Genomic DNA, 26,622 nt, shown 5'->3' with positions numbered 1-26,622 from the left:
AATCCGGGACGCCCACCGAGTTAACCCCCCGAAACGACCCCTAGAGGGGACCGCACCCGGAACGCTGGGCGACACTCAGTCGATCGGGATGTTGGTGCCGGCGGCGGCGCGGGCGTGGCGGGCGCTGACCAGTGTCATGGCCCAACCGGCAGCGGCGAAGCCGGCCGCCGCGGCGGTGGCGATGATGGCCAGCCGCCACGCCGACTCGGTCAGCGCGGTGCCACCCAGGTGCCCGACCAGGGCGCCGTAGGTGGCCCAACCCAGTGCAGCGACGGCCTCGTAGAGCACGAACAGACGGTAGGGGTAGCGGCTGCGCCCGGCCGAGAAGCAGGCCGCCATCCGGCCGCCGGGCACGAACCGGCAGAGCAGGATGACCAGCGGTCCGGGTTGTCGCAGCCCCTGGGTGACCCGGCTGGCCACCCGGCGGGCGCGGCTCAGCTCGGCGTGCCGGGGCGGGCGCCGGTCCGGCGCGCTCCGTCCGAGCAGGTAGCAGGCCAGGTCGCCGACGAATACGCCGAGCGCGCCGACCGCGATGGTGACCGGCAGGTTGAGCCCGCCGTAGACGGTGAGCGCGCCACTGGTGATCATGACGATCTGGGTGGGGATCACCGGGACGAAGGCGTCCGCGATGAGCAGGGCGACCAGCACGAGGTACGCCCAGGTCGGCGACGCAACGTCGGTCAGTAGTTCGGGCACGCCTGCCACCTCGCCGGATGCGGCCGATTGGGTGTCTTGAGCCTGACGGCGTGTCCGGCGTCACCGTGGACAACCCCGGCCCGTCGTGACGGTCGACACGGCCAGGCCACCCGGGGCCCAACGAGGCGAACCGGTTCCGGGTGACGGTTGCGGTGGCTGTTCCACCCCCGCCGGAGCGGTCGGCGGATCGGCAATCGTCGGCGTACCGTTGTCCGCGCGGCCACGCCCGTCGGGTCCCCCGTTCCTGACGAATTCGGGCCGCCAGGGCCGCCGGCGGGTCCCGCGCCGGCGGCCCGCCCCCGTCCGCGTCCCGACCGTCGTAATCCAGGTGCGTCCTCGCTCGTTCGACGGATAGCGTCGTCACATGCGCAGTGCGGTAGTGGTGACCACGACGCCGGGTGTCCCCGGCGCGCCGCTCTGACGTAACCACCGTCGACCAGGCCCCGGGGCGATCCGCCCCCGAGGGCCGCGTGGCGTTCGGTGTCCAGGTCGCCTCCGGGTCGTACCCGATCCAGGAGCCCGACATGATCGACCACCGTAGGCTCGGCCGTGAGCTGGACCTCTTCGTCTCCGATCCGCTGGCCGGCGCCGGCCTGCCGATCTGGCTGCCCGCCGGCGCCGCCGCCCGGCACGCCGTCGAGGAGTACGTCCGGGAGTTGGAGCGTCGCTCCGGCCACCAGCACGTCTACTCGCCGCCGCTGGGCAAACGCGAACTCTTCGAACTCTCCGGCCATCTCGGCTACTTCGCCGACGACATGTTCCCGCCGATGCGGCTGAGCGCTGACGACGAGTTCGTGCTCCGGCCGGCGCTCTGCCCTCATCACGCGCTGGTGTTCCGGGCCCGTGGACGCTCCTACCGGGAGTTGCCGCTGCGGGTCGCGGAACTGGGTGGGATGTACCGCTCGGAGCGTTCCGGGGTGCTCGGCGGGCTGTCCCGGGTACGCGCCATCTCCCTGAACGACGCGCACACCTTCTGCGCGCCCGAGCAGGTCGGTGCGGAGGTCGCCGGGATCCTCGGGCTGATCCGGGAGGCGCACGCCGCGCTGGGCGTACGCCCGGCCGGGTTCCGGCTGTCGCTGCGCGGGCCGGGCGGGAAGTATGTCGGTGACGACGCGCAGTGGGCCCGCGCGGAGGATCTGCTCCGTGCCGCGCTGGCCGGGATGGAGTACGTCGAGGCGCCCGGTGAGGCGGCGTTCTACGGGCCGAAGATCGACATCCAGATCGTCGACGCGGCCGGTCGGGAGTCGACCATCTCCACCATTCAACTCGACTTCGACAAACCCGAGCGCTTCGACCTGTCGTACACCGATTCCGACGGCAGCCGGCGTCGACCGGTCATGGTGCACCGGAGTCTGGTCGGCAGCATGGAGCGGTTGTTCGCGTACCTGATCGAGGTGCACGAGGGCGCCTTCCCGGCCTGGTACGCACCCGTCCAACTGGTCCTGCTGCCGGTCGACGACGGGCAGGTCGACGTGGCGGCCGACCTGGCCCGGCAGGCCGTCGACGTCGGCCTGCGGGTCGATGTCGACGTCGCCGGCTCGCTGGGCGCCCGGATCCGGGACGCGGCCCGCCGCCGCGTCCCGTACCTCGGGGTGGTGGGTGCCCGGGAGGTGGCCGACGGACGCCTGGCGCTGCGCCTGCGCGGCGGTCGGGCCCGGGCCCCGATGCCGGCCGCCGACGCGCTCGCCCTGATCGGCGGGCAGGTCGCGGCCCGCTCGGCGGATCTGCTCCCCCCGGGCTGACACGTCAGACCGACGCCGGTTGAGCGGCGGTTGCCGGCTCCTCGTCGACCGCCGCGCCGGTGAACTGGGAACGGTAGAGCCGGTGGTACGCGCCGTGGGCGGCGAGCAACTGCTCGTGGGTGCCCTGCTCGACGATCCGGCCGTCCTCCATCATCAGGATCAGGTCGGCGTCGCGGATGGTGGACAGCCGGTGCGCGATGACGAAGCTGGTCCGGTCCGAGCGCAGCGCGGCCATCGCCCGTTGCAGCAGCACCTCGGTACGGGTGTCCACCGAGCTGGTGGCCTCGTCGAGGATGAGCAGCGACGGCTCGGCGAGGAACGCCCGGGCGATGGTGATGAGCTGCTTCTCGCCGGCGCTGACGTTGCTGCCCTCCTCGTCGATGACCGTGTCGTAGCCGTCGGGCAGACTGCGGACGAACCGGTCGACGAAGGTGGCCCGCGCCGCCGCGACGATCTCCTCCTCAGTCGCGTCGGGCCGCCCGTAGGCGATGTTGTCGCGGATGGTGCCGCCGAAGAGCCAGGTGTCCTGGAGCACCATGCCGATCCGTCCGCGCAGGTCGTCACGGCGCATCGTGGTGATGTCCACCCCGTCGAGGGTGATCCGGCCGGCGTCCAGCTCGTAGAACCGCATGACCAGATTGACCAGTGTGGTCTTCCCGGCGCCGGTCGGGCCGACGATCGCCACCGTGTGCCCCGGCTCGGCGACCAACGACAGGTCGTCGATCAACGGCTTGTCCGGCTCGTAGCGGAACGAGACGTGCTCGAACTCGACCCGGCCGTGCGGGTCGGTGACCCGGGCCGGCTCGACCGGGTCGGGGGTCTGCTCGTCGGCGTCGAGCACCGCGAAGACCCGCTCGGCGGACGCCACCCCGGACTGGAGCAGGTTGGCCATCGACGCGAGTTGGGTGAGCGGCTGGGTGAACTGACGGGAGTACTGGATGAACGCCTGCACGTCACCGAGGCTCATCGTGCCGGAGGCGACCCGCAGGCCACCGACCACGGCGATCGCGACGTAGCTCAGGTTCCCGATGAACATCATCGACGGCATGATGATCCCGGAGATGAACTGCGCGCCGAAGCTGGCCCGGAACAACTCCTCGTTCTTCGCGTGGAACGCGGCCTCCACCTCGCGCTGCCGGCCGAAGACCTTCACCAGCTCGTGGCCGGTGTACGCCTCCTCGATCTGACCGTTCAACTCACCGGTGTGCGTCCACTGGGCGACGAACTGTTTCTGCGAGCGCTTCGCGATGCGCTGCGTGACCAGCACCGACAGCGGCACCGCGACCAGCGCCACCAGGGCCAGCAGCGGCGAGATCCAGAACATCACGCCCAGCACCCCGACCACTGTGAGCAACGAGGTGAGGAGCTGACTGAGGGTCTGCTGGAGGCTGGTGGAGATGTTGTCGATGTCGTTGGTGACCCGGCTCAGCAGCTCGCCCCGGGGCTGCCTGTCGAAGTAGGGCAACGGCAGCCGGTTGAGCTTCTCCTCCACCTCGGCGCGCAGCCGCAGCACGGTGCGCTGGACCACCCCGTTGAGCAGCCAACCCTGCCACCACGACAGTAGGCTCGCCGCCAGGTAGAGCCCGAGCGCCAACAGCAGCACCCGGCCCAGGGCGTCGAAGTCGATGCCCATTCCGGGCACCACGTCCATCCGGGCCAGCATGTCGGCGAAGCTCTCGTTGCCGCTGGCCCGGGCTGCGGCGATCGCCTGCTCGGCGGTGGTGCCCAGCTCCAGTCGCCGACCGATCACGCCGCTGAAGATGATGTCGGTGGCATGGCCGAGGATCTTCGGCCCGGCCACGCTGAAACCGACGCTCACCACGGCGAGCGTGATGATCGCCGCCAGGTGCAGCCGGTGCGGGCGCAGCCGGCCGAGCAACCGCCGGGCCGACGGCCCGAAGGTCATCGACTTCTCGGCGGGCATTCCGGCGCTCATCCACCCCGGGCCGCCACCCGGGCGACCGGGGGGCAGCCGCTTCGGCGTCGGCGCCTCGCCGCCGGGTCGCGGCGCGGCGTCGCCCGGTGTCCGTTCGTCGCCGGCCGGCTTCTGACTGGGTACGGCCGCGGTGCGCCGCTCGTCGTGCTCGCTCATGCCGCCACCTCCGCCGTCTGCTGCGAGGCGACGATCTCGGCGTACGTCGGGCAGGTCTCCACCAACTCCGCGTGTCGTCCCACTCCGACGACCCCTCCGTTCTCGAGCACGATGATCTGGTCGGCGTCGACGATCGTGGAGACCCGCTGGGCCACGATCACCACAGCGGACTGCGCGGTGATCGGCCGCAACGCCGCCCTCAGCCGCGCGTCGGTGCCGAGGTCGAGCGCGGAGAACGAGTCGTCGAACAGGTAGATCTCCGGTTGCCGGACCAGGGCGCGGGCGATGGCGAGGCGTTGCCGCTGCCCGCCGGAGACGGTGGTGCCGCCCTGCGCGATCGGGGCGTCCAGCCCGCCGGGCATCTGCGCCACGAAGTCCCGGGCCTGGGCGATCTCCAGGGCCGCCCACAGCTCCTCGTCGGTGGCGTCCGGGTTGCCGTAGCGCAGGTTGCTCGCGATCGTCCCGGTGAACAGGTACGGCCGCTGCGGCACCAGGCCGATGCGTCGCCACAGTTCGTCGGGTGCCAGCTCCCGCACGTCGACACCGTCGACGAGCACCGCGCCCGCGGTGACGTCGACCAGGCGGGGGATCAGCGACAGCAGTGTCGTCTTGCCGGCACCGGTGCTGCCGATGATCGCCGTGGTGGTGCCCGGGGCGGCCCGGAAGGAGATGTCGCGCAGCACCGGCTCGACCGCCCCCGGGTACTGGAAGCGCACGCCGCGCAGCTCCAGCTCCGCCCGCGTGGACAGGTCGGTGACGGGCGCGGCGGCCGGGACCACCGAGGAGTCGGTGTCCAGCACCTCGACGATGCGTTCGGCGCAGACCGCCGCCCGCGGCACCATCATCAGCATGAAGGTGGCCATCATGACCGCCATCAGGATCTGCATGAGGTACGCCAGGAAGGCCGTCAGCGCGCCGATCTCGATGGCGTTGGCGTCCACCCGTTGTGCGCCGAACCAGAGCACCGCCACGCTGGACACGTTCAGCACCAGCATGACCACCGGGAAGATCAGCGCCAGCAACCGGCCGGTACGCAGCGCGGTGGCGGTCAGGTCGGCGTTGGCGACGGCGAAGCGGTCCGTCTCGTACGGCTCGCGGACGAAGGCACGGACCACCCGGATGCCGGTGATCTGCTCACGCAGCACCCGGTTGACAGTGTCGATGCGGGTCTGCATCAGCCGGAAGCCCGGCACCATCCGGCGGATGATCGCGCCGAGTGCGATGGCCAGCACGGGCACGCTGACCAGCATCAACCAGGACAGGCCGATGTCCTCGCGCAGCGCCATGAAGACGCCACCGACACTCATGATCGGTGCGGCGACCAGCATCGTGCAGCTCATCAGCACGAGCATCTGCACCTGCTGGACGTCGTTGGTGTTGCGGGTGATCAGCGACGGCGCGCCGAACCGGGCCACCTCGCGGGCGGAGAACCGGTTGACGTGCCCGAACAGTTCGGCGCGGACGTCCCGGCCGAAGCCCATCGCGACGCGTGCGCCGAGATAGACGGCGGCGATCGAACAGGCGATCTGGACCAGGCTGACCAGCAACATCCAACCGCCGGTGCGGACGATGTAGTCGGTGTCGCCCCGGGCGACGCCCTGGTCGATGATGTCCGCGTTGAGGCTCGGTAGGTAGAGCGAGGCCATGGTGCCCACGAACTGGAGCAACACCACCGCCAGCAGTGGTCGTTGGTAGGTGCGCAGTTGGTTGCGCAACAGTCGGATCAGCACGCCGGATCCTTCGGTTCGGTGAGGCGTCCGGTCATCCGCGGGTCGTCCCCGCTGCCGATGACCTCCAGCAGGAACTCGCGGATGACCTGGGCCTTCTCCGGGTCGGCGTCGACCGAGGTGAGCGGGCGTCCGGAGTGCATCAACGCGCTGAGCGCAGCCGCCCGCTCCCGCCCGGCGGGCGTGAGGGCGAGTCGGATGCTGCGCCGGTCGCTGTCGTCGCGCTGCCGCTCGACCAGACCGTCGCGTTCGAGGGTGTCGACGATGCCGGTGAGGGTCGCCGGGCGCACGAAGCCCTTCTCGGCGACCTGCCGGTGGGGCAGCTCGCCGTGTCGGGCGAGCGTCATCAGGGTGATCATGCCGGCCTGGGTGAGGCCGTGCTCCTCGGCGAGGTAGCGGTTCCACCGCTGCCCGACCAGGTGCCCGGCCACCACCAGCAGTCGTCCGAGAGGCACGTCCTGGAGGGTCACGAGTTCCACGACCGTAGATTAGCCCCCTGATAGTCAGGGGCCAAACGAAATAGCGACCGCCGCCGCGACGAAGACCAGTTGCAGCGCGGTGCGCTGCGCGAGAGGGGTGACCGGGCGTCCGGCGAGGGTCAGCCTTCGGCGTGCGGCCGAGACGTTGGCCGGGAACATCGCGAGCATCAGCAGGGCGAGTCCGGCCGCCGCAATGCGGACGGTCGCCGGCACCAGCAGGCCGATCGCGCCGACCAGTTCCAGCACTCCGGTTGCGGTGACCAGCAGGTCCGGTCGCGGCAGTCGGGGCGGGACCATCGCGATCAGGTCGCCGCGCCGCCGGCCGTCGAAGTGCGCGACGGCGGTCAGCGCGAACATCAGGGCCAGCCCGACGCGCAGAGCGGGGTGCCAACCGTCCAGCGCGGAGATGCCGGCCAGGCCGGCGAGGCGGGCCAGGGCGCTGCCGACGAGCAGGGCGATCAGGGGTGCCATCGAAATCCTCCTCGAAAACTTGTCAGTGACAAGATTGCGAGTCGAGGTGGCATCTTGTCAATGGCAAGATACGATTCTGACGTGACCGACACGCGTGCGTACCACCACGGGGATCTCCGCCGCGCACTGCTCACCGCCGCGCTGGAGGCCATCGAGGAGGTCGGGCCCACCGCGTTGAGCCTGCGCGACCTGGCCCGTCGAGCCGGCGTCTCGCACGCCGCGCCCGCGCACCACTTCGGAGACAAGGCGGGCCTGCTCACCGCGCTCGCAGCCCAGGGCTTCGACCTGTTGGCGCAGGCGCTGGTCCGGGCCGGTGGCGACCTGCTCGAGGCCGGCGTCGCGTACGTGGACTTCGCCGTCCGGCGCCGCGCGTACTTCGAGGTGATGTTCCGGCCCGAGCTGCACCGGCCGGACGACGCTGAACTGACCGCCGCCCGGGATCGCGCTGGTGCCGCACTCCGCTCCGGGGTGGCCGCCCTACCCGGCGGTGGCGCGCCCGCCGACACCGACCGGGACGCGCTCGCCGCCTGGTCGATCGCCCACGGCTTCGCCACCCTCTGGCTGGCCAAAGCCCTGCCCGACCGGGTCGGCGACAACCCGAGCGACGCAGCCCGCGAAGTCCTGCGCCGCCTGACAACCTAAGGGCGAACCACACCCCTTCCCCTGTTGATCATGAAGTTATTGCCACGAGAAGCCCCGCGATGCGAGAGGCAACAACTTCATGATCAACGGGGTGGGTGGGTGGGTGGGGCTACCAGCTTGTCGGGAGGGGCATTCCTTCGGTGAAGCCGGCGGCGCTTTGGACGCCTACCAGGGCGCGATCGTGGAACTCGGTGAGGTTTCGTGCGCCGGCGTAGGTGAACGCGCTGCGCACCCCGGCGATGATCTCGTCGATCAGGTCCTCCACGCCGGGGCGGGCCGGGTCCAGGTACATCCGCGCCGAGGAGATGCCCTCCTCGAACACCGCCTTGCGGGCCCGGTCGTACGGGCTGTCGTCCGCGGTACGGGCGCTGACCGCCCGAGCCGACGCCATCCCGAAACTCTCCTTGTACCGCCGGCCGTCCGCGTCGGAGTAGAGGTCACCGGGGGACTCGTAGGTGCCGGCGAACCAGGAGCCGATCATCACGTTGGACGCACCGGCGGCGAGCGCGAGCGCCACGTCCCGGGGGTGCCGCACCCCGCCGTCGGCCCACACGTGCCGGCCCAGTTCGCGGGCGGCCGCCGCGCAGTCGAGGACGGCGGAGAACTGCGGCCGGCCCACGCCGGTCATCATCCGGGTGGTGCACATGGCACCCGGTCCGACGCCGACCTTGATGATGTCGGCCCCGGCCTCGACCAGGTCGCGTACCCCCTCGGCGGTGACCACGTTGCCCGCCGCCACCGGCACTCCCGGGTCCAACGTGCGCACCGCCCGGAGGGCGGAGATCATCCGCGCCTGGTGGCCGTGCGCGGTGTCCACGACCAGGGTGTCCACCCCCGCCTCCAGCAGTGCCCTGGCCTTACCGGTCACGTCACCGTTGATCCCGACCGCCGCCGCGATGCGCAGTCGACCACCGTCGTCCACGGCTGGCGTGTAGAGGGTCGCCCGCAGCGCGCCCTGGCGGGTCAGCACCCCGACCAGTCGACCGTCGGCGTCCACCACCGGGGCGAGCCGGCGACGCCCCGCCGAGAGCCGGTCGAACCCGGTACGCGGGTCCGCGTCCGCCGGGACGGTGTGCAGCTCGGTGGACATCACGTGCCGCAGCTGAGCGAACCGGTCCACACCGGTGGTGTCCGCCTCGGTGACCACGCCCATCGGTCGGCCGTCGTCGTCGACCACGATCACCGCACCGTGCGAGCGCTTGGGCAGCAGGTGGATGGCGTCGCCGACGGTGTCGGTCGGCCCCAGCGTGATCGCCGTGTCGTAGACCAGGTGCCGCTGCTTGACCCAGGCGACGACGTTCGCCACCACCTCGATGGGGATGTCCTGCGGGATCACCGTGATCGCGCCCCGGCGGGCCACCGTCTCCGCCATCCGCCGGCCGGCGACAGCTGTCATGTTCGACACCACCAGCGGGATGGTGGTGCCGGTACCGTCGCTGGTGGAGAGGTCGACGTCGAGCCGGGAGCCCAGGTCGGAGCGGGCCGGCGCCATGAAGACGTCGGTATAGGTCAGGTCGTGCGCGGGAACCGCGCCGTGTAGGAACCGCACCCGGCCATCATTCCCGCCCCCGGGCGCCATCGCCCACGTCGGTGCCGCAAACCACCCCTGCCGTACGGCGCTCCGTCCGACAAAGGGGACGGGACGGCACTTTGACCGTCAGGCGATGGTGCAGATGGCGGCACCGGCGGTGATCACGGCACCGACCTCGGCGGCGAGCCCGCTGACAGTGCCCGCCTTGTGGGCGTGCAACGGCTGCTCCATCTTCATCGCCTCCAGCACCACCACCAGGTCGCCCTCGGCCACGGTGTCGCCGTCGGCAACCGCGATCTTGACGATGGTGCCCTGCATCGGCGAGGTGAGCGCGTCTCCGCCGACCGGGGCGCCGGCCTTCGCACCGCCACCGCGCCGGGTCGGCTTACGGGAGGCGGGTGCCGCGGTGGTCGTACTCCCGCCGAAGCCGGCGGGGAGGCTGACCTCGAGGCGCTTGCCGCCGACCTCGACCACGACGGTGTCGCGCTCGGCCGGCGCCTCGGCGGTGCCGGCGGCGGCGGTGAAGGGCGGCACCGTGTTGTGGAACTCGGTCTCGATCCACCGGGTGTGCACGCTGAACGGCTCGGCGGTGAACGCCTCGTCGCGCACCACCAGCCGGTGGAACGGCAGGGCGGTGGCCATGCCGTCGAGGACCATCTCGTCCAGCGCGCGGCGGGCGCGTTCCAGGGCCTCGGTCCGCGTCTCACCGGTGATGATCACCTTGGCGAGCAGCGAGTCGAAGTTGCCGCCGATCACGTCGCCGGCCGAGATGCCGGTGTCGACCCGCACACCCGGGCCGGTGGGCAGCCGCAGAGCGGTGACAGTGCCGGGGGCGGGCAGGAAGTTGCGGCCCGGGTCCTCGCCGTTGATCCGGAACTCGATGGAGTGCCCGCGCGGCGTCGGGTCCTCGGTGATGCGCAGCTTCTCGCCGTCGGCGATCCGGAACTGCTCGCGGACCAGGTCGATGCCGGCGGTCTCCTCGGTGACCGGGTGCTCGACCTGGAGTCGGGTGTTGACCTCCAGGAAGGAGATCGTGCCGTCCACGCCGACCAGGTATTCGACGGTGCCGGCGCCGTGGTAGCCGGCCTCGCGGCAGATCGCCTTGGCGCTGTCGTGGATCTGCGCCCGCTGGGCGTCGGTGAGGAACGGCGCGGGGGCCTCCTCGACGAGCTTCTGGTGCCGACGTTGCAACGAGCAGTCCCGGGTGCCGACCACGATCACGTTGCCGTGCTGGTCGGCGAGGACCTGCGCCTCGACGTGCCGGGGCTGGTCCAGGTAGCGCTCGACGAAGCACTCGCCCCGGCCGAACGCCGCGACCGCCTCCCGGGTGGCCGACTCGAACAGCTGGGGGATCTCCTCCATCGTGCGGGCGACCTTGAGGCCGCGGCCACCGCCGCCGAAGGCCGCCTTGATGGCGACCGGCAGGCCGTGGTCGGCGGCGAAGGCGATCACCTCGTCCGGGCTGGCCACCGGATCCGGGGTGCCGGGGACGAGCGGGGCACCGGCCCGCTGGGCGATATGCCGGGCGGTGACCTTGTCGCCGAGGTCCCGGATGGCCTGCGGAGTGGGGCCGATCCAGGTCAGCCCGGCGTCGATGACCGCCTGGGCGAAGTCGGCGTTCTCCGAAAGAAAGCCATAACCCGGGTGTACGGCGTCGGCGCCGGCCCGGGCGGCGACGTCGAGCAGCTTGTCGATGCGCAGGTACGTCTCGGTCGCGCTGTCACCACCGAGCGCGTACGCCTCGTCGGCGAGGGTGGCGTGCAGGGCGTCGCGGTCGGAGTCCGCGTAGACGGCGACGCTGTCCAGGCCGGCGTCGCGGCACGCACGGATCACCCGGACGGCGATCTCGCCGCGGTTGGCGATGAGTACCTTGCGCACCTTCGTGGCTCCTCCCGGGCAGGTTACTGACGGGGAGTGTATCGGCCACCCTGGCGGCCCTAACGATCGCTCAGTGTGGGATGCGGCACTGGGGCCACCCTCCATTAGTCAAACTTGGCTATTACGCTTGTGAGGTGTCTGCGACTCGAATGATGATCCTCGGTCTGGTGCGGTGGATGCAGCCCGTGCACGGCTACGACGTGCGCCGTGAGCTGCTGAGCTGGAGTGCCGACAGGTGGGCCAACGTGCAGCCCGGATCGATCTACCACGCTCTGCGCAAACTCACCGAGGAGGGGCTGCTCCGGGCCGTCGCCACCGAGCAGGTCGGCGCCCGGCCGGCCCGCACCACCTACGAAGTCACCCCCAAGGGGGAGGACGAGTTCGAGACGCTGTTGCGCAACCTGTGGTGGAACTTCTCCGAGCCGATCGACCCGTTCACGGCCGCCTTCTCCTTCCTGCCGGCGATGCCTCGGCCCGAGGCGGCGGCGGCGCTGCGCAACCGGGCCAACCTGCTGCGGGCCGGCATCGAGTCGATGCGGGCCTCGCTCGGCTCGGACTGGGTGCGCAACACCAAGCCGGTGCACGTCAGTTGGATGTCCGAGCTGTGGTCGGCGCGTGCCGAGGCGGAGATGACCTGGTGCGAGCGAATCGCGGAACGCATCGAATCCGGTGTGTCGTACCTGCCTGCTGAGCTGGAGAACACGGAAGGTTGGTCGGGGTGGCGCGAGGGCGACGGCCGGCGTGAGGCCCGTCAGGAATAATCAACGTTGACTAGAAACGCTATATCGCGTTAGCCTGCTGTCTGCACAGCGGGGGAGTGCGCCGTTCGGCGTCGTCCCACTCGACGGCCGGCCTCGACCGGCCCGAACGATCAGGAGCAGAGATGATCGAGACCAGGGGGCTGCGGAAGTCGTTCCGCTCCCGCGCGGGTCGAGAGACGAAGACGGTGGACGCCGTGCGGGGCGTCAACCTCGAGGTCGCCGAGGGCGAGATCTTCGGCTTTCTCGGCCCGAACGGCGCCGGCAAGACCACCACGCTGCGGATGCTCGCCACGCTGATCGAGCCCGACGGCGGCGAGGCCACCATCGCCGGCGCCGACCTCCGCAAGGACCCGGCCGAGGTGCGTCGCCGCATCGGCTACGTCCCACAGGGCGGCAGCACCTGGGACGAGTCCACCGCGCGCGAGGAGCTGGTGCTGCACGCCCGCATGTACGGCATCAGCAAGGCCGACGCGCAGCGCCGCGCCGTCCGCGCGCTGGACGCCTTCCAACTCACCGAGTACGCCGACCGCACGTGCAAGACCTACTCCGGCGGTCAACGCCGACGGGTCGAGATCGCGCTCGGCATCATCCACGAGCCGAAGATCGTCTTCCTGGACGAGCCGACCACCGGCCTCGACCCGCAGAGCCGCGCCCACATGTGGGACGAGATCCGCCGACTGCGCAGCGACGGCATGACCGTCTTCATCACCACGCACTACCTGGACGAGGCAGACGCGCTCTGCGACCGGATCGCGATCATGGACAACGGCGAGGTCGTGGCCGAGGGCACCCCCGCCGAGCTGAAGCGGGAGATCTCCGGCGACGTGGTGCTGGTCGGCCTCGACCTGACCGCCACGCCGCAGGCCGCCAAGGCCCTCGACGGCGAGCCGTACGTCAACAAGCTGGAGACCGCCGACGAGGGCGGCCTGCGCCTCTACGTCGACGAGGGCGCCACCGCCATCCCGCAGGTGCTGCGCCGACTCGACCACGCGGGCCTGGAGCTGCGCTCGATCGAGCTGCACCGGCCCAGCCTGGACGACGTCTTCCTCACCAAGACCGGCCGCTCGCTGCGCGAGTCCTGACCGTTCGTCCGCATCGTTCGCTGCGGCTCGCTGCGCGAGCGTCGACCGTCCGCTCGTCCCGCTCGCACGGCTCGTTCGGCTCGTTCCGCTCGTACGGCTCGTTCGGCTCGTTCCGCTCGTACGGCTCGTCCCGCTCGCTGCGCGAGCCTCGGCCATCGCTCGCATCGCTCGCATCGCGAGTCTCGACCACTCGGAGACCACTCATGAAATTCGCCCGTGACACGTGGCTGATCTTCCAGCGGCAGACCCAACTGCTGCTGCGCAACCCGGTCTGGGTCTTCGTCGGCGTGTTCCAGCCGGTGATGTACCTGCTGCTCTTCGCCCCGCTGCTCAAGCCAGCCCTGAACGCCCCCACCCAGGCGGCCGCCTACAAGATCTTCGTACCCGGTCTGCTGGTGCTGCTGGCCATCTTCGGTGGCCTCTTCCAAGGGTTCGGCCTCATCGCCGAGCTGCGAGCCGGGGTCATCGAACGCTCGCGGGTCACCCCGATCAGCCGGCTCGCCCTGCTGCTCGGCCGTTCACTGCGCGACGTGGTGTCGCTCCTGGTGCAGGCCGTCATCATCACCCTGCTGGCGCTCCTGTTCGACCTGCGGGTGTTCCTCGGTGACCTCCTGCTGGCGTACCTGATGCTCGCCCTCATCGCCCTCATGACCTCGGCCGTCTCCTACGGCGTGGCGCTCAAGGTCAAGAGCGAGGACGCGCTGGCCCCGCTGATGAACACCGTGGCGCAGCCCGTACTGCTGCTGTCCGGCATTCTGCTGCCGCTGACATTCGCCCCCGGCTGGTTGCAGGGCATCGCCGACTGGAACCCGTTCTCCTGGGCGGTCGACGGCACCCGCGCGCTGTTCGCCGGCGACCTGGGCAGCGACAAGGTCTGGCAGGGCCTGAGCATCACCGCGGTGCTCGCCGTACTGGGCGTCGTCTGGGCCGCACGACAGTTCGCCCGCAGCGTCCGCTGACGCGTGGTCCCGGCCCCGGCCCCGGTCCTGGCCGTGGTCCTGGGCCTGGCCCCGGTCCTGGCCGTGGTCCTGGGCCTGGCCGTGGTCCTGGGCCTGGTCGTGGCCCGGATTAGCCGTGGCCGTGGCCCGGCCCTGGCTTGATCGACTCGGGTTTCTGGAAGTCGGGGTGTCCTGGCGTCGGGATGCCGCGACTTCCAGGAACCCGAGTGGATCAGCCGCTCAGCGCACCCGGGCGAGGGTCAGGCCGTCCGCGATCGGCAACATCACCGGGTCCACCCGCACGTCGGCGAGCACCTCGTCGTTGAACGCGGCGATCGCCCGGTCGCTGACGTCCCTCGGCGCGATGACCCTGCCGCCGCGCAGCACGTTGTCGACCGCGATCACCCCACCCGGACGCATCCGGGGCACCAACTCCGCCCAGTAGATCGGGTAGCCCGTCTTGTCCGCGTCGATGAACGCGAAATCGAGATAGCGCTCCTGCGGCAGCTCCCGGAGCCGGTCTCCGGCCGGGCCGATCCGCAGGTCGATCCGGTCCTGCACGCCGGCCCGATCCCAGTAGCGCCGGGCGATGCCGGTGAACTCTTCGGAGATGTCGAAGCAGGTCAACTGCCCACCATCGGGCAGACCGCGGGCGATCGCCAGCGACGAGAGCCCGGTGAACGTGCCGACCTCGACAGCCTGTCGTGCGCCGAGAAGTCGCGTCAGGAAGGTCAGGAAAGCCGCCTGCTCCGGCGCCACCTGCATCGTGGCGTGCTCCGGCAACACCGACCGGGTCTCGTCGGCCAGGTCCCGGATGATCTCGTCCGGCGGGGAGCCGTGCGCGACAAGATAGGCGTGCAGCTCGTCGGTGAGCGGGATCGACTTGGTGGTCATGACCGGACGTTACCGAGTGGCTCGACGGCTTGGCCGCCCGGCGCGACCTTCGTCCACAGGTCGGTGATCCGCAGGTCGAGCTCGGCGAGAAGGCGGCGCAGCAGCGGCATCGACAACCCGACCACCGTGCCCGGGTCACCCTCGATCCGCTCCACGAATGGCCCGCCCAGCCCGTCGATCGTGAACGCGCCGGCCACGGCCAGCGGCTCGCCACTGGCCACGTACGTGGCGATCTCGTCGTCGCTGATATCCGCGAAGTGGACAGTCGTCGAGGCCACCGCCTCCGCGCGCCGCCCGGCGACGACGTCGATCAGGCAGTGCCCACTGTGCAGAACCCCACTACGCCCCCGCATCCGCTGCCACCGCCGGGTCGCGTCCGCCGGGTCCGCCGGCTTACCGAGAATCTCCCCGTCGAAGGCCAACACCGAGTCGCAGCCGACCACCAGCGTCCGCTGATCAGCGGCCGGGCTCAACCGGGTCAGCACCGCCTGGGCCTTGAGCCGTGCCAACTCCAGGCACAACTCCTCGGCCCGGTCGGCCATCACCAGAGATTCGTCCACCCCGCTGACCAGCACATCCGGCTCAATGCCGGCGGCCTGCAGGAGCTTACGACGGGCAGGGCTCGCCGATGCGAGCACAAGGCGGAGCGGCAGAGAGTCAGACACGAACCCGACGTTACCGGCAACCCACCCGCGGCGTCCGCCACGCTCAATCCAGACCCATGCCCCCTTGATCCACTTCACATCGCCGATAACGGCCCATCCACCCCCGACGGATACCGCCACATCGGGAAAGTGGAGTCGATCAGCGCGCCCTACCCCTCGCGACGCTCGCCATGCCCGGAAAACGCGGTATCCGATGCCTCCAGACACCCCACTTTCGCGAAACCCGAGACGATCAAAGATCGCTCGCGTTGGTCAGCGACTGATCCTGGGCGGCGGATCATCACCACGGCGACGACGCCGTGCCACCACCGCCCATCCGACCCCGGCAGCCAGAATCACACCCAGGGTGGCCAGGCCACGTGCCGTAGCGCCGCTGTCGCCATCACCCTGCCGGTCGCCTGCCGCCGCCGAAGGGCCAGCGTCGGCCGGAGCGCTCACCGATTCAAAACCCAGCGGCGGTACGTCTGCCGTCAGCGCTGCCACGAGATCAATCACGCCATAGCCGTACTCGTCGTCCCGCCCAGGCGGGCCCTTGTCGATGGCGGTGGCCGTGAGCCGGTGCGCGACCTCGCGTGCGGGCAGGTAGGGGTACTTGGACCGGATCAAAGCCGCCGCCCCAGCCACAATCGCCGTCGCGCTCGATGTGCCGGTGCCCTTCGAGTACTTCCCGCCGTAGCTAGTGCTGTAGATGTCCACTGCAGGAGCGACGACGTCGATTTCTGGCCCGGTGACCGAGATGGCAGCGTGTTGTCCAGCGCGATCGACGCCACCAACCGCAATCACGCCCTCTTCGCTGGCGGGATAGCCAACCCGGGTGTCAGGAGGAAAATTGCCTGCCGCTGCTACTAATATGATGTCGGCATCCTTGGCGGCTTTGATGGCTTGTTGAAGCCGCACGCTCGCTCCGGCGACTGCTGAGATGCTGACAACATCGGCTCCCTCGGCTATGGCGAACTCGATGCCGGAGGCCAGTGCATCGGGATCACCGTCGCGATTAGCTGGCGTGTCAAATATAGGAAGTATTTCTGCTTTAGGTGCGATTCCAAGGGCGCCTTGGCTGTTCGTGCTTCCATGTGCGGCGATCAAGCCAGCCATCGCAGTGCCATGGCTATCATTGTCTTGGTGGCCCTTGCCGTTGCCCCCGGGAATGACGTCGGCCCCATCGAGCAGGTTTCCGCGTAGATCAGGATGCGGATCGACTCCGGTGTCTGGCACCGCGACGATGACGCCAGCCCCTTCGCTCAATAAATGTACCTGACTTATTCGGAGGAACGGCAGATGCCACTGGTCGTCCCGTATGCGGTCTGCATGCTGCGGCTGGGTGGCTGAGGCGGCAGGAAGCAGCATTGCAGCCAAAGTCAGCCCCGAAATGCTGGCGAGTAGCGGTGTTGTCACCTGCTGAACCCGATTGCTGGACCGGGGTCGATTGGATCATCGCTATCTGAAGAGCGAACTACCGGTGGAACACCTTGATCAGTCTTCCAGGGATTGTCTGGGTCCCAGTAGCGAGATTTATCGTTGGTCCCTGGTGGCTGTGGTCCTAGCCGCCCTGCGCTTCCAGGCAGTCCTGGGGCGCCACCGATCGGAAAGTTGTTTGTGCCTCCGCTGAGGCTGCGCCCCCCGCCGGGCCGGCTTCCCGCTGAACCTGCGGGGGCTGTCCCGGCGCCACCGCCGCCGATGACCCCACCAACGGGATTGATTCTTCTCGGACCGCCGGAATTGCCTACAGGCTGACCTAAGATTGACCCTGGCACACCGCCAATTAGGCCTCCAGTCGAGGGAGTCGCGCGAACCGTTGGCGTGGGATGCGCTGCACCTCCTTCCGTGCCTAGGCTGATCGGCTTGATGGAGGAACCAGGCGGGGTGGCCCGTGTCGCAGGCGCTGCTGAGGGGCCATTGGAGGTAGGCGGAATTTCTGGTGCGAGGCCAAGTCCGCTCGAAACTGGTGGGACAGATGTTCCCGCTGCTTGTATGATCGGCGAATACGCATGATTAGATGGTGAGGGAACTCCTGATGTGACTCCGCCGAGAACTGGTCCCACCCCGGGCGTGGCGGGGGTGGAAATAATTCGCTCCCCATCCCGGCCCCTCGAACTAGTAGGTGAGGAAGCGGGCAGCGGTACCGGCAATATCGGCGGAATGGTGGGTGCGGAATTGCTGTCATAAACGTCGGGATCGTCCGGCTGTCGCGTATTCCTAGGCGCTGCCGGTGGTTTTTGGAGTGTTGCTTGGGCTTGTTGGAGTTCGCCGCTGAGGCCGAACATCATGCTCCTGGCCTGTACGTTCAGCTGTTCCAGTTCCCCGTCCGCGACCGGCGGCGTCGTCACCCGGTTGCCCATCACCGCTTTCGGGTCGGCGGCCATCGCGTCGTACGCCTGCTTCTGTTGGAGCTTGGCCGCGTACACCTCGTGGATTTTGCGGAGCGCGGCGCGGGTGGTGCTGATGGCCTGGGTGGCGGCGGACAACGCGGTGTAGTTCGCTGCGGCGGCGTCGTGGGTGCGCTGGACCTTGTCGATGAGTTGGTCGAGTTCGGCGAGGTACGTGCTGGAGGCGGCGCTGGTTTCGGGTGGCCAGGCGGCGGCGAGGCCGCGCCGGTATTCGTGGAGGCGGCCGAGGTGGGTCTGTGCGAGGTCGCAGACCTTGCGCCAGCCGGCGACCTGTTTCCAGTGGTTGGCGGTGTCGTGGTCCTGTAGGCAGGCCCACATGCTGTTGACGTCCATCAGTTGCCAGTCGGTGAGGCCGGAGGTGCGGCCGGTGCCTCGTTCGATCACGGCAGCACCACCGGACCTTCGGTGTCGGGCCTGGTGGGGTCGGTCAGCATCGGCGTCGGCCCGCCGGGTAGCAGGGCGCTCGGGTCGGCGAGGGCACGTCGCACGTCGACCATCCGGGCGGCGGTGAAGGCGTCGCTGTCGGCGTAGTGGGTGGCGACTCGGTCGGCGGCGGCGGCGAGGTGGCCGGTGGCGCCTCGGACGGCGTACACCATGTCGGCGGTGGCCTGCTGCGTCTCGTGGTGCGCGTGCAGGAACGTGACCAGCTCGACGAAGGCGTCGCACGGGTTGGGTAGCTGCGCGGACATGTCCTCGGCGATGTACGGCAGGTGGGGCGCGTAGTTGCTCTCGACCTCCGCGGCGAGCCGGTCGGCGAAGTCGCGGAGCTGGCTGATGTCGGCTTCGATGCCGCCGTATCCGCGCAACCAGGGCGCTGGCCGGCCCTCCTCAGGGATCACGGATCCTCCCTACGTGTGACGGCACCACTTCCCTGAGTGAGGGTAACGGCTCCGCGTGCCCCTGGCAGCCCCCGCCGGGGTAGGTCGGGTCAGCGGGGCAGACCGGCGGCGCGCCACCCGCCAGGGCCGGTGGGTCGCCCGCTGCGCGCCCAGGCGGACGCGGTCTTCGGGGCGGGGGTCACGGCCGGGCGGGAGCGGATGACGATCGCCCCGACGAGAGCGGCCAACTCCTCGGCGGTGGGGACACCACGCACGACCCGGATCAGCGGCTCTTCGGCAGACATGCCGCCAGGGTACGCCGCGCGACGTTGCGGGAAGCGGACAGTGGCGTGCCGACGGTGTGAGCGTCGGCGGGTCCGGGTACCGTCTCAGCGATGTCGAACGCGCTTCCCCAACTTGTCGCTGACCGATACCGGCTCCTGTCGCCGCTCGGCCAGGGTGGCATGGGCCGGGTGTGGAAGGCGCGCGACGAGGTGCTGCACCGGGACGTCGCGATCAAGGAGTTGGTGCCGCCGCCCGGTCTCACCGACGAGGAACGCCGCGAGATGCGGGAACGTTCGTTGCGGGAGGCCCGGGCCATCGCCCGGCTCAACCACGCGAATGTCGTGCGCATCTTCGACGTGCTGCGCACCGACGGCGATCCGTGGATCGTCATGGAGTACGTGCCGTCGAAGTCGTTGCAGGACACACTCGCCGAGGACGGCCCGGTGCCGGTGGCCCGCGCGGTGGAGATCGGCCTCGGTGTGCTGGGCGCGCTCAGCTCCGCGCACAAGGCGGGCGTCATGCACCGCGACGTCAAGCCGGGCAACGTGTTGCTCGGCGAGGACGGCCGGGTGGTGTTGACCGATTTCGGCCTCGCCACGATTCCGGGCGACCCGAACGTGACCCGCACCGGCATGGTGCTCGGCTCACCCGCGTACATCTCCCCGGAGCGGGCTCGCGACGGCACCGCCGGGCCGGAGGCCGACCTGTGGTCGCTGGGCGCGACGCTCTACGCGGCGGTCGAGGGCAAGTCGCCGTACGCCCGGCCGTCGGCGATCGGCACCCTGGCCGCGTTGGCCACCGAGCCGATCCCGCCGCCGAAGAACGCCGGCCCGCTCAAGGCCGTGCTCAACGGGCTGCTGCGCAAGGACCCGAACGAGCGGATCACCGCCGAGGTGGCGGAACGGTTGCTGCGCCGCGCCGGAGGTAAGCGGTCGCGCGGAATTTCACTGCTCGATGGCGTACGCCGGCCGGGGCCGAACGGTCCGCGCGAGCCGCGCCTGCCGGTGGTGCCGGCTCCGCGACCTGCCGAGGGTGCGGACCGGCCGGTGTCGCCACCACCGGCCGCCGCCGCTGCTTCTGCTGCCGTGACCCCGGCCGCCGACGCCGCACCGGCCGTGGCCGCCCCGCCGTCCACGGCCGACGCCACACCCACGGCCGTGGTGTCGTCCGATGTGGGCGCCGACCCGGCGGCGGCGGAGCCGACCGCCACGATCAACCGACCGGCCCCGGCCGACGCCGGCCCGACCGCCAAGGTCACGGCGGCGAGTGACACGACCGGCGACGGTACGACGACCGACGACGACGAGCCGACCGTCGTGGACGGCCCGCCGGTGGCCCCGGTGCAGCGCAAGCCGTCGACGCCGACGGCGCTCATGCCTCCGGTGGGTCCTTCCGGTCGGGCGGCGGTGCCGCTGTCGGACGGCACGAAGCCGAACAACACCCGCCGCAACGTGCTGGTCGGGGCCCTGGTCGCGCTGCTGCTGATCGGCCTCGTGGTGGTCGTGCCGATGCTCACGAAGGACGACGACAAGACGCCGCAGGCCAACCCGACGGGGGCCGCCGCGACCTCGGGGGCTGCGCCGACGTCCGCTGCCGCGCCACCACCGCCCACGTCGACGGCGCCCACTCCGTCGGCCTCGGCCACGCCCTCGGCGGACCCGAACGCGCTACCGGCGGGCTGGAAGCTGCACAAGGACCCGGCCGGCTTCGCCCTGCCGATCCCGGATGGTTGGGTGCGTAGCCAGGTCAACGGCAACACTGTCGTCTTCGACGAGTCGAACGGGCCGGGCGAGTTGCTGGTGCAGTGGACCAACACGCCGGCGAAGGACGCGGTCAAGGACTGGCAGGACAAGGAGTCGGACCGCAAGAACTTCGTCAACAACTACCAGAACCTCGGTATCAAGTCGTGCGACTTCTGGAAGACCTGCGGCGACTGGGAGTGGCTGGAGACCCGCGATGGGCAGCGGATCCACGTCCGTAACCGGGGGTTCGTGACGGCCAGCAACCGGGGGTACGCCCTGCGGTGGGAGATCGCCGAGAAGGACTGGCAGGCCAACCTGCCGAACTTCGACCGGATCGCCAAGGGCTTCGTGCCCGACCGCCAGGACTGAAACTCATTCGCATGACCTTCCGTCGTCCTGGGTAATTGACCTTCGACGACGGAGGGAGGCACGACATGGGTTACCGACGGAGGGACACCCGGCCTCGAATGGCACTGTGGATGCTTGTCGCGCTCGGCGACGCGATCCTGCTGCTGGCCGCCGTGGGGGTTCCGGTGCTCATCGCACTGCTCAGCGTCGTGATCGTTGCCGGTTCCGGGGTGGCCGCCTGGCGGGTGACCCGCCGGGGCGCGCTGGCTCGCGAGGAAACTGCGGTGCCCGTTCTGAGCCGACGGCGAGCCTGAACGACGGTGTGGCGGCAGCCGGACCGATTGTCGACCGTGTGGTGACCGTCGGTCCCGCTGCCGCCAACGGCACGGTCAGGTGTTGTTCGCCAAGGCGATCAGACGACTCCGGTCGCCGTTCCAGTAGTTGCGGTCCACGTTGCCGCTGATCCCGGAGACAGCGCCGGTGCTGGTGTACTGCCAGAAGCTCCACACCGACGCCCCGGCCGGCAGGGCGCCCGGCGTGCTCGCCCAGCGGGCCAGCCAGAGCGGGTGGTTCGCCCACGGGCCGGTCCAGCTGCCGGTGCACTGGTTCCACCAGCTCGTGGTGGTGTAGATGACCGCGTACCGGCCGGTGCGCGAGCGGTAGGTGTTCAGGAAGTCCTGCACCCAGTTGCGCATCCCTGTCGTGCTGAGGCCGTAGCAGTATCCGCCGCTGTACGGGTTGGCTTCGATGTCCAGCGCCGCCGGCAGGGTGCGGCTGTCCGCCGACCAGGCGCCACCGTTGGAGGCCAGGTAGTTGGCCTGGGTGGAGCCGGCGGAGATGTTCGGCCGGGCGAAGTGGTACGCCCCGCGGATCACCCCGGCGTTGTACGCGTTGACGTAGTTCGCGTTGAAGTTCGGGTCCTTGTAGCTGGTGCCCTCTGTCGCCTTGATGAAGGCGAACTGGACGCCGGAGTTGCGGACGCTGGTCCAGTTGATGGTGCCCTGGTAGCGGGACACGTCGATGCCGGGTGTGGTGGCCGCGGCTGCCGGTCCGGCGGTCGCGACCAGGGCCGCCGCCGCGGTGGCGAGGACGGTGAGGCCAGCCGCGAGCGTGCGGCGCAGCAATGACGGGGTACGGGCCATGAGTGCCTCCAAGAGGATCGCTCTATCGACAACCATCTTTGGAGTTTAGTGCCCATGATCGCAAGTGCGGCTGAAGAAAGCTTCATCGACGGGACGCGAAGGCCCGGTGTCCGGGGTGGGTCGGTTCAGTGCAGGGCGGCCGGGTCGAGCTGCCAACGGAACGGCTCGACGATTGTCAACGTCTCGCCGGCCTTGGCGATCTGGTCCTCGACGTAGTGCTCACCGTCGAGCCGGTACAGCCGCAACGAGTGCCCGTCCCCGTCCTGCTCGACAAGCAGGTACCAGGGGATCCGCGCGATGGCGTAGAGCTGCATCTTGACGAGCCGGTCGGCCGCGGCGTTGCCCGGCGAGACGATCTCGCAGACCAGCACCACCTCGGCGGCCTCCACCGCCGTGCCCTCGTCGTCGGTGTCCGCGACAACCACGTCGGGAATGACGATCCGGTCCGGCCCGAGCCGAACGTTGACCGCCTCGAAGACAAGGAGGGGCTGTGACGTCACCGCTCGGCGCAGACTGTAGACGAGTTCCCACGACACCAACTGGTGCCGCTTGCTCGGGGCAGGGCTCACGATCAGGCTCCCGTCGAGCAGCTCGATCCGGTCCGGGGTTTCAGCCAGGGCGAAGTAGTCGGCCTCGGTCCAGAGCCCGACGTGATGTCCCAGGGGTTCCGCACTCATCGGCGCTCACCTCCCGCTTCAGTCGCCACCCGATCAGTCTCACAGGATACGAGCCGGTGCCTCGCCAGCGACACGGAACGCCGCCGGTAGGCTCGCGCCCCATGATGTCGATCGACAGTCTGGGCGAGAAGTGGGACACGCTGTTCGGCGCGCAGCCGGACCCGCCCGCACTGCTGGTGCTGATCACCGCGGCCGTCGCGCTGGTGGTGGTCTCCACGCGCCTGCCCTGGCGGATCGCCCGGAATGCCATCACCATTGCGCACGAGGGTGGTCACGCCCTGGTGGCCCTGCTCACCGGTCGCAAGCTGCGCGGCATCCGACTGCACTCGGACACGTCCGGGTTGACGCTGTCCGCCGGGCGTCCCACCGGACCGGGAATGATCCTCACTCTGCTCGCCGGGTACGTCGCCCCGCCGCTGGTCGGGCTGGCCGGCGCCTGGCTGCTCGGCGGCAACCGGATCACCCTCCTGCTCTGGGTGGCGGTGGCGCTGCTGCTGGCCATGCTCGTCATGATCCGCAACGCCTTCGGCGTGGTGTCGCTGCTGGTCACCGGTGCGCTGGTGTTCGCCGTCTCCTGGTACGCGACGCCACAGGTCCAGGCCGCGTTCGCGTACACCGGGGTGTGGTTCCTGTTGCTCGGTGGGGTGCGGCCGGTGGTGGAGTTGCAACGGCTGCGCTCGCGGGGCCGGATGCCCGCCTCCGACGCCGATCAGCTCGCCGGGCTGACCCCGTTCCCGGCGATCTTCTGGGTGACGGTCTTCGCCCTGGTCAACCTGGCCGCCCTGGTCGCCGGAGCGCTCCTGCTGGCCGGCCCGATCCTCACCAACGCCGGCCTGACAATCTGACCCCACCCCACCCCACCCCACCCCACCCCTGCCTCGCCCCCACCCCCGCCCCCGCCCTCGCCCCCGCCCGCCCCACGGTCGATCATGGAGTTGTGGTGGGTGACAAAAGCCGCGAAGACTACCGGCCCGGGCACCACAACTCCATGATCGACGGCGCGCAGGGCGACGGGAGGGTGGTGGGAGGGCGGCGGGATGGCGCGTGAGGGCGGGCGTGAGGGGGCGGCGGGCAGAATGGGGGCATGCGATACGTGATCATCGGGGCGGGTGCGGTCGGGGGGACGATCGGCGTGCGATTGGCCGAGGCAGGCCGGGACGTGACCCTGGTGGCCCGTGGGGCGCACCTCGACGTGATCCGGGAACGGGGTCTGACGCTGCGGCAGCCCGACAGCGAGGTCACCGCCCGGCTCGCCGCGACGGACGGGCCCGGCGACGAGCCGCTGCCGGCGGACACGGTGCTGGTCCTCACCGTCAAGTCGCAGGACACGGCCGGCGCGCTGGCCGCCTGGGTGGACGCTCCGGTGGCGGGCGGCGGTACGGCCGGCGAGCGGCTGCCGTTGGTGACCGCCCAGAACGGGGTGGCGAACGAGCGGGCCGCGCTGCGCCTCTTCGCCGACGTACACCCGGTCTGCGTCTGGCTGCCCGCCACCCACCTGGACCCCGGCGTCGTGGTCGCCAACGGCTACCCGCACCCGGGGATGCTCCAGATCGGTCGCTACCCGGGCGGTGCCGATGACACCGACCGGGTGATCGCCGCCGACCTGGACGCCGCCGGCTTCGTCGCCCCGGTGCGCGCGGACGTCATGCGGTGGAAGTACGGCAAGCTGCTCAGCAATCTCGGCAACGGACTGCAGGCGTTGCTCGGCGGGGACATCCCGGACGAGCTGGCCGAGCGGGTACGCGCCGAAGGCGTCGCCGCGCTCGCCGCCGCCGGGATCGCCTGCACGACCCCGGAGGAGGAGAAGGTCGAGCGCGGTGACCTGGTCGGGCAGCGCCCGGTCGACGGCGAGGCCCGTTCCGGTGGCTCCACCTGGCAGAGCCTGGCCCGGGGCACCGGATCGACCGAGGTCGACCACCTCAACGGGGAGGTCGCGCTGCTCGGGCGGCTGCACGGCGTGCCGACGCCGGCCAACGTCGCCGTCCAGCGGGCGGTACGCCGGGCGGTCCGGGAGCGGGTCGGGGCCGGCGCGTTCCCGCTCGCCGAGCTGGAGAAGTTGATCGCCTGATCGGGGCAACCGACCGCCCGGTCCGGTGCGTGTTCCCTGCGACCGACACGGGGAGGTAGCAGGTGCCGGACGTCGACGGGTTCGACGAGTTCTACCGTGGGAGTCGGCAACGGCTGCTCGGGTTCGTCTACGTGCTCACCGGCGACCGGGGCGAGGCGCAGGACGCCGTGCAGGAGGCGTACATCCGGGCGTGGCAGCGCTGGTCCACGATCAGCGGCTACGACGACCCGGAGGCGTGGGTGCGGGTGGTGGCCAGCCGGATCGCCGTCAGCAGGTGGCGCAGCCTGCGCAGCCGCGCCCGCGCGTACCTGCGGCACGGCGCCACCGAGAGCGTTCCCGGCCCGGGCACCGACACCGTCGAGGTGGTCGCCGCTCTGCGTCGGCTGCCCGAGGAGCAACGCGTCGCCATCGCCCTCTACTACCTGATGGGTATGCCGGTCGCCGAGGTGGCCCGGGAGACCGAAGCCCCGGTGGGCACCGTCAAGGCCCGACTCTCCCGGGGGCGTGCCGCGCTCGCCGGGCTGCTCGCCGTCTCTGACCTGGAGGAGGCCACCGATGCGTGACGACCTGACGTTCGTCGAACAGGTCCGGCGGGACCTTCAGGACGTGCGCTGGCCCGGTCCGGAGGAGATCCGTGCCCAGGCCCGCCGCCGCAGCCAGCGCAGGATCGTGGCGGCCACCGCCGTACTGGCCCTCGCCGGGGGGACCTCCGTTGCGCTCGTCGCAACCGGCGGATCTCCGGTGCCGCCCACACCGGCCGCCTCGGCGGCGCCCGACGCCACGCCGACCCAGCACGAGATCACGACCGACGCCCTGCTCCAGCCGGCCGACCTGACGCGCCCGATCGAGGTGCAGCTCAGCCAGGCGGGCATCGGGGAGCCGGTCCGGATCGACGCGATGCTCGAACAGTGCCGGGCGAACCTGGGGCTGCCGGAGGGGTGGCGGTTCTCCCGCGTGTCCCGCTCACAGACCCTGCTTCGGGCGCGTCCCGCCGGAACCGAGCCCGGCAACGCCGACGTCCTCGTGATGCAGGACGTCTACCGGATGGCAACACAGGACGAGGCGACGTTGGCCGTCGTGACCCTCCAGGGTCTGGTGGACCCGTGCGACGAGTGGCGCAGCCGCGGGCCGTATGAGCGGAAGGGGCAGACCGGCACGGCGGAGGCGATGCACCGGTGGCAGGTCCGGCCGCTGGATTCTGGGGGGCAAGGCGGCGTCCTGCTGACCCACACGGTTTCCCAAGCCCGGGACGTGAACACCGGCGCGACGCTCAACGACGAGACGCGCCCGACCAACACTGCGGTGGTGCAGGTCGGCGATCTCGTCTCGGTGCTCAGCCTCGGTCGCGACGGCACCGAGGCGGAACTCCAACAATTCGCCGTCGCGGCCGTGGCGCGCCTGTGCGCGAACGCCAACGCCCCGCCCCCGAACTGTTGAGGGCGACGCGGTCGCGGTCGATTGCGAACCAGGAGGATCGCGCCACGTCAGGAAAAGTGTTCCCTCCGGACAGTGAGAGGCAACTCTTCGCCTGACGTTGCGCGGATCGAGGAAACCGGA

Annotated in this window: 27 protein-coding genes; 13 read left to right on the top strand and 14 right to left on the bottom strand. The window is 70.4% G+C overall.

Annotation, left to right across the window (positions count from 1 at the left end):
• Positions 1-75 precede the first annotated feature (75 nt).
• Complete coding sequence (locus GA0070612_RS02125; protein WP_088986375.1) at positions 76-696, bottom strand: DedA family protein; 621 nt, start codon at positions 694-696, stop codon at positions 76-78.
• A 524-nt stretch (positions 697-1,220) separates the two neighbouring features.
• On the opposite strand from GA0070612_RS02125, the gene thrS reads away from it, so the two are divergent.
• Entirely contained in the window at positions 1,221-2,438 is a 1,218-nt protein-coding gene (thrS, locus tag GA0070612_RS02120; protein ID WP_088991215.1) for a threonine--tRNA ligase, read from the top strand.
• 4 nt (positions 2,439-2,442) lie between these two features.
• On the opposite strand, the gene GA0070612_RS02115 is transcribed toward thrS, so the two are convergent.
• The 4 genes from GA0070612_RS02115 to GA0070612_RS02100 form a co-directional block, all read right to left on the bottom strand.
• Positions 2,443-4,374: an ABC transporter ATP-binding protein gene (locus GA0070612_RS02115; protein WP_231924582.1), complete on the bottom strand. Its 1,932-nt coding sequence runs from the start codon at positions 4,372-4,374 to the stop codon at positions 2,443-2,445.
• 152 nt (positions 4,375-4,526) lie between these two features.
• The gene (locus GA0070612_RS02110) at positions 4,527-6,260 is read right to left on the bottom strand and encodes an ABC transporter ATP-binding protein (protein ID WP_088986374.1); all 1,734 of its coding nucleotides are present in this window, start codon (positions 6,258-6,260) and stop codon (positions 4,527-4,529) included.
• Positions 6,254-6,736 (bottom strand): MarR family winged helix-turn-helix transcriptional regulator, encoded by a 483-nt coding sequence (locus tag GA0070612_RS02105; protein ID WP_088986373.1) that lies wholly within the window; start codon positions 6,734-6,736, stop codon positions 6,254-6,256. The genes GA0070612_RS02110 and GA0070612_RS02105 overlap by 7 nt, the downstream gene beginning before the upstream one ends.
• Positions 6,737-6,760: 24 nt before the next feature.
• The gene (locus tag GA0070612_RS02100) at positions 6,761-7,207 is read right to left on the bottom strand and encodes a DoxX family protein (RefSeq protein ID WP_088986372.1); all 447 of its coding nucleotides are present in this window, start codon (positions 7,205-7,207) and stop codon (positions 6,761-6,763) included.
• Positions 7,208-7,288: 81 nt separating this feature from the next.
• Between GA0070612_RS02100 and GA0070612_RS02095 the strand changes: the two genes are divergently transcribed.
• Positions 7,289-7,849, top strand: a complete 561-nt coding sequence (locus tag GA0070612_RS02095; RefSeq protein ID WP_088986371.1) for a TetR/AcrR family transcriptional regulator — start codon at positions 7,289-7,291, stop codon at positions 7,847-7,849.
• A gap of 109 nt (positions 7,850-7,958) precedes the next feature.
• Here GA0070612_RS02095 and GA0070612_RS02090 read toward each other — a convergent pair whose 3' ends face one another.
• Entirely contained in the window at positions 7,959-9,398 is a 1,440-nt protein-coding gene (locus GA0070612_RS02090) for a GuaB1 family IMP dehydrogenase-related protein (RefSeq protein ID WP_088986370.1), read from the bottom strand.
• A 108-nt stretch (positions 9,399-9,506) separates the two neighbouring features.
• Entirely contained in the window at positions 9,507-11,258 is a 1,752-nt protein-coding gene (locus GA0070612_RS02085; protein WP_088986369.1) for an acetyl/propionyl/methylcrotonyl-CoA carboxylase subunit alpha, read from the bottom strand.
• A gap of 149 nt (positions 11,259-11,407) precedes the next feature.
• Between GA0070612_RS02085 and GA0070612_RS02080 the strand changes: the two genes are divergently transcribed.
• The 4 genes from GA0070612_RS02080 (at position 11,408) to GA0070612_RS31270 (ending at position 14,201) form a co-directional block, all read left to right on the top strand.
• Entirely contained in the window at positions 11,408-12,019 is a 612-nt protein-coding gene (locus GA0070612_RS02080; RefSeq protein WP_088986368.1) for a PadR family transcriptional regulator, read from the top strand.
• 122 nt (positions 12,020-12,141) lie between these two features.
• Positions 12,142-13,101, top strand: a complete 960-nt coding sequence (locus GA0070612_RS02075) for an ATP-binding cassette domain-containing protein (RefSeq protein WP_088986367.1) — start codon at positions 12,142-12,144, stop codon at positions 13,099-13,101.
• A gap of 203 nt (positions 13,102-13,304) precedes the next feature.
• The gene (locus tag GA0070612_RS02070) at positions 13,305-14,060 is read left to right on the top strand and encodes an ABC transporter permease (RefSeq protein WP_088986366.1); all 756 of its coding nucleotides are present in this window, start codon (positions 13,305-13,307) and stop codon (positions 14,058-14,060) included.
• A gap of 3 nt (positions 14,061-14,063) precedes the next feature.
• Positions 14,064-14,201, top strand: coding sequence for a hypothetical protein (locus tag GA0070612_RS31270; protein ID WP_157742402.1), 138 nt, complete (start codon positions 14,064-14,066; stop codon positions 14,199-14,201).
• A 78-nt stretch (positions 14,202-14,279) separates the two neighbouring features.
• Here GA0070612_RS31270 and GA0070612_RS02060 read toward each other — a convergent pair whose 3' ends face one another.
• The 3 genes from GA0070612_RS02060 to GA0070612_RS02050 all read right to left on the bottom strand — a co-directional run bounded on the left by GA0070612_RS02060 (position 14,280) and on the right by GA0070612_RS02050 (position 16,945).
• Positions 14,280-14,933 (bottom strand): O-methyltransferase, encoded by a 654-nt coding sequence (locus GA0070612_RS02060; protein ID WP_088986365.1) that lies wholly within the window; start codon positions 14,931-14,933, stop codon positions 14,280-14,282.
• Complete coding sequence (locus GA0070612_RS02055) at positions 14,930-15,598, bottom strand: Maf family protein (RefSeq protein ID WP_088986364.1); 669 nt, start codon at positions 15,596-15,598, stop codon at positions 14,930-14,932. The genes GA0070612_RS02060 and GA0070612_RS02055 overlap by 4 nt, the downstream gene beginning before the upstream one ends.
• Before the next feature lie 252 nt (positions 15,599-15,850).
• Positions 15,851-16,945, bottom strand: coding sequence for a S8 family serine peptidase (locus GA0070612_RS02050; protein ID WP_088986363.1), 1,095 nt, complete (start codon positions 16,943-16,945; stop codon positions 15,851-15,853).
• An 881-nt stretch (positions 16,946-17,826) separates the two neighbouring features.
• Here GA0070612_RS02050 and GA0070612_RS32895 point away from each other — a divergent pair.
• Positions 17,827-18,291, top strand: coding sequence for a hypothetical protein (locus GA0070612_RS32895; RefSeq protein ID WP_157742401.1), 465 nt, complete (start codon positions 17,827-17,829; stop codon positions 18,289-18,291).
• 74 nt (positions 18,292-18,365) lie between these two features.
• On the opposite strand, the gene GA0070612_RS02040 is transcribed toward GA0070612_RS32895, so the two are convergent.
• The gene (locus tag GA0070612_RS02040) at positions 18,366-18,824 is read right to left on the bottom strand and encodes a hypothetical protein (RefSeq protein ID WP_088986362.1); all 459 of its coding nucleotides are present in this window, start codon (positions 18,822-18,824) and stop codon (positions 18,366-18,368) included.
• Between the two features lie 89 nt (positions 18,825-18,913).
• Positions 18,914-19,108: an acyl-CoA carboxylase subunit epsilon gene (locus GA0070612_RS02035; protein ID WP_088986361.1), complete on the bottom strand. Its 195-nt coding sequence runs from the start codon at positions 19,106-19,108 to the stop codon at positions 18,914-18,916.
• 90 nt (positions 19,109-19,198) lie between these two features.
• Here GA0070612_RS02035 and GA0070612_RS02030 point away from each other — a divergent pair, with 90 nt between their 5' ends.
• Positions 19,199-21,199, top strand: a complete 2,001-nt coding sequence (locus tag GA0070612_RS02030) for a serine/threonine-protein kinase (RefSeq protein WP_088986360.1) — start codon at positions 19,199-19,201, stop codon at positions 21,197-21,199.
• A gap of 98 nt (positions 21,200-21,297) precedes the next feature.
• Positions 21,298-21,492 carry a hypothetical protein gene (locus GA0070612_RS02025; protein ID WP_231924437.1) on the top strand — a complete coding sequence of 65 codons (195 nt, stop codon included), beginning with the start codon at positions 21,298-21,300 and terminating at the stop codon, positions 21,490-21,492.
• A 75-nt stretch (positions 21,493-21,567) separates the two neighbouring features.
• Here the strand turns inward: GA0070612_RS02025 and GA0070612_RS02020 are convergent, their stop codons facing one another.
• Positions 21,568-22,320: a GH25 family lysozyme gene (locus tag GA0070612_RS02020; protein ID WP_088986358.1), complete on the bottom strand. Its 753-nt coding sequence runs from the start codon at positions 22,318-22,320 to the stop codon at positions 21,568-21,570.
• A 125-nt stretch (positions 22,321-22,445) separates the two neighbouring features.
• Positions 22,446-22,997, bottom strand: coding sequence for a Uma2 family endonuclease (locus GA0070612_RS02015; RefSeq protein WP_088986357.1), 552 nt, complete (start codon positions 22,995-22,997; stop codon positions 22,446-22,448).
• 101 nt (positions 22,998-23,098) lie between these two features.
• Between GA0070612_RS02015 and GA0070612_RS02010 the strand changes: the two genes are divergently transcribed.
• The 4 genes from GA0070612_RS02010 (at position 23,099) to GA0070612_RS01995 (ending at position 26,502) form a co-directional block, all read left to right on the top strand.
• Entirely contained in the window at positions 23,099-23,842 is a 744-nt protein-coding gene (locus GA0070612_RS02010) for a M50 family metallopeptidase (protein ID WP_088986356.1), read from the top strand.
• A gap of 239 nt (positions 23,843-24,081) precedes the next feature.
• A complete protein-coding gene (locus GA0070612_RS02005; RefSeq protein ID WP_088986355.1) occupies positions 24,082-25,065 on the top strand; it encodes a ketopantoate reductase family protein in 984 nt (327 codons plus the stop codon).
• Between the two features lie 62 nt (positions 25,066-25,127).
• Positions 25,128-25,628, top strand: coding sequence for a SigE family RNA polymerase sigma factor (locus GA0070612_RS02000; RefSeq protein ID WP_088986354.1), 501 nt, complete (start codon positions 25,128-25,130; stop codon positions 25,626-25,628).
• A complete protein-coding gene (locus tag GA0070612_RS01995) occupies positions 25,621-26,502 on the top strand; it encodes a hypothetical protein (protein ID WP_088986353.1) in 882 nt (293 codons plus the stop codon). Before GA0070612_RS02000 ends, GA0070612_RS01995 begins: the two co-directional genes overlap by 8 nt.
• The last annotated feature ends 120 nt before the right edge of the window (positions 26,503-26,622 follow it).

The sequence above is a fragment of the Micromonospora chokoriensis genome, from assembly GCF_900091505.1.
Taxonomy (GTDB): domain Bacteria; phylum Actinomycetota; class Actinomycetes; order Mycobacteriales; family Micromonosporaceae; genus Micromonospora; species Micromonospora chokoriensis.
Note: the sequence above shows the minus strand (reverse complement) of the source record. Positions and strands in the feature narration are given on the sequence as shown.